General features: G+C 69.3%; 7 protein-coding genes and 1 riboswitch. Of the genes, 4 read left to right on the top strand and 3 right to left on the bottom strand.

Annotated elements, in window-relative coordinates; all coding sequences use genetic code 11:
• Both ACYVE7_RS28280 and ACYVE7_RS28275 read right to left on the bottom strand, forming a co-directional pair.
• On the bottom strand, positions 1–844 hold an 844-nt coding region (locus ACYVE7_RS28280; RefSeq protein WP_460368820.1), incomplete at its 3' end, for an ATP-binding protein.
• 94 nt (positions 845–938) lie between these two features.
• A riboswitch (cobalamin riboswitch) is annotated at positions 939–1008 on the bottom strand.
• Positions 1009–1075: 67 nt separating this feature from the next.
• Complete coding sequence (locus tag ACYVE7_RS28275; protein ID WP_460368818.1) at positions 1076–1498, bottom strand: ATP-binding protein; 423 nt, start codon at positions 1496–1498, stop codon at positions 1076–1078.
• A gap of 185 nt (positions 1499–1683) precedes the next feature.
• On the opposite strand from ACYVE7_RS28275, the gene ACYVE7_RS28270 reads away from it, so the two are divergent.
• From ACYVE7_RS28270 to ACYVE7_RS28255, 4 genes are read left to right on the top strand one after another with little or no spacing between them, the layout of a single operon-like run.
• Complete coding sequence (locus tag ACYVE7_RS28270; protein ID WP_460368816.1) at positions 1684–2514, top strand: helix-turn-helix domain-containing protein; 831 nt, start codon at positions 1684–1686, stop codon at positions 2512–2514.
• A gap of 4 nt (positions 2515–2518) precedes the next feature.
• Positions 2519–2695 (top strand): DUF397 domain-containing protein, encoded by a 177-nt coding sequence (locus tag ACYVE7_RS28265; protein WP_460368815.1) that lies wholly within the window; start codon positions 2519–2521, stop codon positions 2693–2695.
• 50 nt (positions 2696–2745) lie between these two features.
• The gene (locus tag ACYVE7_RS28260; RefSeq protein WP_460368813.1) at positions 2746–3750 is read left to right on the top strand and encodes an LLM class F420-dependent oxidoreductase; all 1005 of its coding nucleotides are present in this window, start codon (positions 2746–2748) and stop codon (positions 3748–3750) included.
• Positions 3751–3762: 12 nt separating this feature from the next.
• The gene (locus ACYVE7_RS28255; protein WP_460368812.1) at positions 3763–4695 is read left to right on the top strand and encodes an alpha/beta hydrolase; all 933 of its coding nucleotides are present in this window, start codon (positions 3763–3765) and stop codon (positions 4693–4695) included.
• A 22-nt stretch (positions 4696–4717) separates the two neighbouring features.
• Here the strand turns inward: ACYVE7_RS28255 and ACYVE7_RS28250 are convergent.
• Positions 4718–5469: hypothetical protein (locus ACYVE7_RS28250; protein WP_460368810.1), on the bottom strand; the 752-nt coding region annotated here is incomplete at its 5' end.

The following is a 5469-nucleotide window of genomic DNA, read 5'->3' as shown; positions in this document are numbered from 1 at the left end:
CGCCGAGCACGACCCGCGGCAGCCGCGCGCGCGCCGTCGCGATCCGCGCCCCCAGCTCGGCCTCGGCCCCGGCGAACGCGAGCGCGAACCCCGCCGGATCCTCCTCGTACCGCAGCCGCCGCCGGACGACCTCGGCCCGCTCCGCCGGATTCCGGGTCGCCGCGACCTCGACGGTCAGCCCGAACCGGTCCAGCAACTGCGGCCGCAGCTCCCCTTCCTCGGGGTTCATCGTGCCGACGAGCAGGAACCGCGCCGCGTGCCGCACCGACACGCCTTCCCGTTCGACGAACGACCGCCCCATGGCCGCCGCGTCGAGCAGCAGGTCCACCAGATGGTCGTGGAGCAGGTTCACCTCGTCGACGTAAAGGACGCCGCGGTGCGCCGCCGCCAGCAGTCCCGGCTCGTAGGCGCTGACGCCCTCGGTCAGCGCGCGCTCCAGATCGAGCGCCCCGGTCAGCCTGTCCTCCGCGGCCCCCACCGGCAGCTCCACCAGCCGGGCCGCCCGCCACTGCGGCCCCTCGCCCACGGGCCAGACCACCACATCCCGCGACACGGCCTCCCGCGCGACGACCCCGTTGCCCCGCACGGACGTCATCCCCGCGAACGATCCGCCCGGGACCACCGCGGAGTCGGGCCCGGCGTGCGGCCCGTCGGGGCACTCCGGATCGGGCGCGCCCGGCGCGCAGGCGAACCGGCAGCCGGGCACCACGTCGATCGGCGGCAGCAGTGAAGCGAGCGCCCGGACGATCGTCGATTTCGCGGTGCCCTTCTCGCCCCGTACGAGCACACCTCCGACCGACGGCGAGACCGCGTTGACGAGCAGGGCGAGCTTGAGATCGGCCATGCCGACGACGGCGGAGAACGGGTACGGCGTCACGGTGTCCTTTCCTGACCGGGTTTCCTCGCCCGATCGGGGGGTTGATTCCTGCGGCGCGTCAGAGTTCCTGGCTCCCAGGATCACACCTGGTCACAGTTGCGGGACAGCCCCGGATTCGCACCGGGTTCCTCCATGACGAAACCACAACAGAGCATCCCACAATCGGCATCCCCCCACCGCTCACCGGGATGCCGCGCTCTAACGAGGACACAGGAACCAGACGGCCTTGCCGCGAACCCGCGGGTCGATCCGGGCGCGCGCCGTGGAAGTCCCCCACCGTCCCTTGGACAGCTCCGCGACGATCGACAGACCCCGCCCGAAGTCGCCCCGGTCGACGTCGAGCTCTTCCTCGCGCGCCGGTTTCCCGTCGAAGACGGCGCAGCACAGGTCGAACTCGTCGACGCGGTACAACCACAGCTCGTGCGGTCTGGCCTCGGAGGCGTGCTGGTGGGCGTTGGTCGCCAGCTCGCTCGCCATCAGCGCGGCGTCCGCGACGGCCTCGTCGGGCACGCCGAGCTCGGTCAGCGCCCCGCGCAGGAGCTGACGGGCCGCTCTCGCGGACGTCGCGTCGGCGGGCAGCACCCACGTCCACGAACGTCCCAGGTCCTCTGCAAGCTCCATGAACAGGCCTTTCGCCAGGGCTCAAGCAAAGGCCGAAATTGCCGCCGCTTGCAAGCCAGAACTACAGCCGGTCCCCGAGCCGTCACGAAAGACAATCTTTCGTGGGATTCCCACGGCCGCAACCGACTTGCCGAAGATTCTTTGTTTCTCACCCTTGAACGCGATTTCGGCACCACACTCGTCACATGACCTACCGTCCGACCGTCCGAGGCCGCAGGCTCGCACGGGAATTGCGACGCCTGCGGGAGCTGCAGGGACTCACACTGCAGGACGTAGCCGACCGGCTCGGCTGGTCGCGCGCCACCGTCTCCCGTCTCGAAACGGGCCAGACCCGTCCGAGAGACGTCGCCGAACTGCTCGATCTCTACGGGGTCACCAGCCCCGACCGGGACGCCTTGCTGACGCTTTCCCGCGAGGCCCGCCAGATGGGTTGGTGGACCGCTTATGTGGACGTCTTCAACGGCACCTATGTCGGCCTGGAGGACGAGTCCTCCGAGATCCGCACCTGGGACGCCCAGCTGATCCACGGTCTGTTGCAGACCGAGGCTTATATGCGGGCCGTCATCGAGGCGGGCCGGATGCTCCCCAGCCCGGCCGAGGTCGAGCGGCGCATTCATGCGCGCAAGCAGCGTCAGGCGCTGCTGGACAGGTCGGACGCCCCGCATCTGCACGTGATCCTCGACGAGGCCGCACTCCGGCGGCCCATCGGCGGGGCGGACACGATGCGGGACCAGCTCACCTCGCTGGTGACGGCGGCAGACCGGCCGAACGTCACCGTGCAGGTCCTGCCGTACTCCCGGGGTGCGCACGCCGGGCTCGACGGCCGGTTCACGATCCTGTCGTTCGCGGATCCCGCAGACCCTGACATCGCCTATGTCGAAGGCACGATGGGTGACGTGTACGTGGAGAGCGCAGAGGCAATCAATCAACATAGGAACCGGTTCGAGCGCATCGAATCCGAGGCGCTGGACCCCGCACAATCCGTCCGGCTCATCACCGAGGCGGCAAAGGAGTAGTTCCGTGATCGAACTCAGCTGGCGCAAGTCTTCCCACAGCGGCTCCGGTGACCAGTGCGTCGAAGTCGCCGCACTGCCGGAGGGCGGGCGCGCGATCCGTGACTCCAAGAACCCCGAACTGCCGGTGATCCGGATCGACGGCAGGGGATTCACGAAGTTCGTCGCAGGTCTTCACGGCTAACTAGAACGTGTTCTAGTCTCCATGTGCACCCGTACTGAGGAGATGGAACCGTGAAGCTCGGGATCAACGTCGGCTACTGGCAGCGCAACCCGGAGGACGCCACCGAGACCGTCCTGGCCGCGGAGCGGCAGGGCTACGACTCGGTGTTCACGGCCGAGGCCTACGGATCGGACGCCTTCACCACCCTCGCCTGGTACGGGGCTCGCACGTCCCGGATCAAACTGGGCACGGCCGTGGTGCAGATGTCGGCCCGTACTCCGGCAGCGACCGCGATGCACGCGCTCACCCTGGACGCGCTGTCCGGTGGCCGGTTGATCCTGGGCCTCGGCGCCTCGGGGCCCCAGGTGGTCGAGGGCTGGTACGGGCAGCCCTTCCCCAAGCCCCTCGCCCGCACCCGCGAGTACCTCGACATCCTGCGCAAGATCTGGGCACGTGCGGAACCCGTCACCAACGCGGGCGAGCACTACCCGCTGCCGTTCCCCGGCGGCACCGGTCTCGGCAAGCCGCTCAGGTCGATCGCGCATCCGCTGCGCGCCGACATCCCCGTCTATCTCGGTGCGGAAGGCCCCAAGAACATCGCGCTGGCCGCCGAGATCGCCGACGGCTGGCTGCCGCTGTTCGTCGACCCGCAGCAGATCGACTCCCTGTTCGGCGGCTCACTCGCCCACCGCAGGCCAGGATTCGAGATCACCGCGACCGTCACGACCGTCGTCGCACCGCTGGAGCAGGCGCTCGGCTGGGCGAAGATCCCGATGGCGTTCTACATCGGCGGCATGGGCGCCAAGGACAAGAACTTCCACCTCGACCTGATCGGACGGCTCGGGTACGCCGAGGAGGCCGCGCGGGTGCAGGAACTGTTCCTCGACGGACGCCGCGACGAGGCGATCAAGGCCGTCCCCGACGAGCTCGTCGACTCGATCTCCCTGCTCGGGCCCATCGGCCGGATCGCCGAACGGCTCGAACTGTGGAAGAACAGCCCCGTCGGCACCCTGCTGCTCGCCGGAGTCAAGGACGAACCGACGCTCAAGGCCGTTCGTGAACTGGTCGACGCATGATGAAATGACCTCATGGAAGACGTCCTGGGTCCTGAGTACGAGGCCATCGACATCCCCCTCGGCGCCGACGACGAAGGCGAGCTGCTCGCGACGCTCGTCAAACGGACCGGCCCGACGCCCACCGGCAAGGCCGTCCTGTACATCCACGGCTTCGTCGACTACTTCTTCCAGACCCACCTCGCCGACTTCTACGTCGAGCGCGGCTTCGACTTCTACGCCCTCGACCTGCGCAAGTACGGCCGGTCGCTGCGCGAGCACCACACGCCCAACATGGTCCTCAGCCTCACCGACTACTACACCGAGATCGACGAGGCCGTCCGGATCATCCGCGAGGACCACGACGTCCTGCTGGTCAACGGCCACTCCACGGGCGGGCTGATCGCGGCGCTGTGGGCCGACAAGATGCGCGGCCAAGGGAAAGTCCAGGGCCTGTTCCTGAACAGCCCGTTCTTCGACGTCAACGAGGCCGCCTGGCTGCGTTCGATCGGCAGCGGCCTCGCCCACGCGCTGCGCCGCCCCGCCCCCAAGGCCGCGCTGCCCGCCGCGCTCGCCTCGGTCTATGTGACGACCATCCACCGCGACTTCGACGGCGAATGGGACTTCGACCTCAGCCTCAAACCGCTCACCGGCTTCCCCGTCCGGGCCGGCTGGCTCGCGGCGATCCGGCGCGGCCAGCGGCGGGTGCACGCCGGGCTCGCCATCGACGTGCCGATCCTCGTCATGTGCTCCACCAGGACGGTGAAGGCGAAGAAGGGCGGCGACGGCATCGACTCCAGCGACATCGTCCTAGACGTCGAGCACATCGCGAAATGGTCGGTCGGGCTCGGGCGCAGGCTGACGCTCGTCCGGATCGAGGGCGGGCTGCACGACCTCGTCCTGTCGGCGAAGCCCGCCCGCGACGAGGTCTTCGCCGAACTCGACCACTGGCTGAACGCCTACCTCTGAGCGGGTCGGTGAGCGGGTCGGCTCAGGTGAGTTCGCGGATCTCGAAATCGTCGAACTCGGCGCGCGTCGTGCCGCCGTTGAGGTTGCGGGCCTCGATGCCCGATTCGCCCGGCGGCACCAGCGGCGCCTCCGCGTCGGTGACGTCCAGGGCGAGCCGGCCGTTCACCCACGCCTTGAGCACGATCTTGCCTTCGAGCCGTTGGCAGAGGACGGTCAGCTTGTTGTCCTTGCCCTTCTTGAAGCCCGGTGTCGAGTTCTTCTCCGCCAGGTTCTTCTTGACGGCGTCGCCGACGCTCTTGCGGACGAGGATGCCTTCGCCGTCGGCCCGCAGGTAGAAGGTGTAGGAACCGCCCGCGGTGCCCGCGGTGTAGGCGCAGAACAGCCCGGCCTCGCCGTATCCGGGACCGCTGATCGGGCGGATGGTGGCGTTGATGAGCTGGGCGTCCGGCGGGGTTTTCGGGCCGATCTCCTCGTAGGAGAGGCCGTCGTGCGCCCAGGTCTCCAGCCGGAACGCGCCGCCGAGGGTCGCCTCGTGGCTGCTGCCCTCCGTCCAGGTGTCGTTCTTGCCTTCGAAGTCGGCGAAGTAGACCTGGCGGCTCTTGGGCGGGCCGTCCTCACCGAACAGCAGCACCGCGGCCGAGGCGCCGACCAGGGCGACCGCGGCGAGGGCCGCGCCGATCAGCAGGTAGCGGCGGCCGCCCTTGCGCGCGGAGCCACCGTTCCGCACGGCCTCGGTCGGCGCGGCCTGGCCCGGCCAGGCGGGCGGCGCGAACG

The organism is Actinocorallia lasiicapitis (assembly GCF_054778695.1).
Note: the sequence above shows the minus strand (reverse complement) of the source record. Positions and strands in the feature narration are given on the sequence as shown.

Excerpts from the sequence above, each read along its gene's own strand:
- ACYVE7_RS28275 (WP_460368818.1), bottom strand. The coding sequence starts at position 1,498 with ATGGAGCTTGCAGAGGACCTGGGACGTTCGTGGACGTGGGTGCTGCCC.
- ACYVE7_RS28270 (WP_460368816.1), top strand. The coding sequence starts at position 1,684 with ATGACCTACCGTCCGACCGTCCGAGGCCGCAGGCTCGCACGGGAATTG.
- ACYVE7_RS28255 (WP_460368812.1), top strand. The coding sequence starts at position 3,763 with ATGGAAGACGTCCTGGGTCCTGAGTACGAGGCCATCGACATCCCCCTC.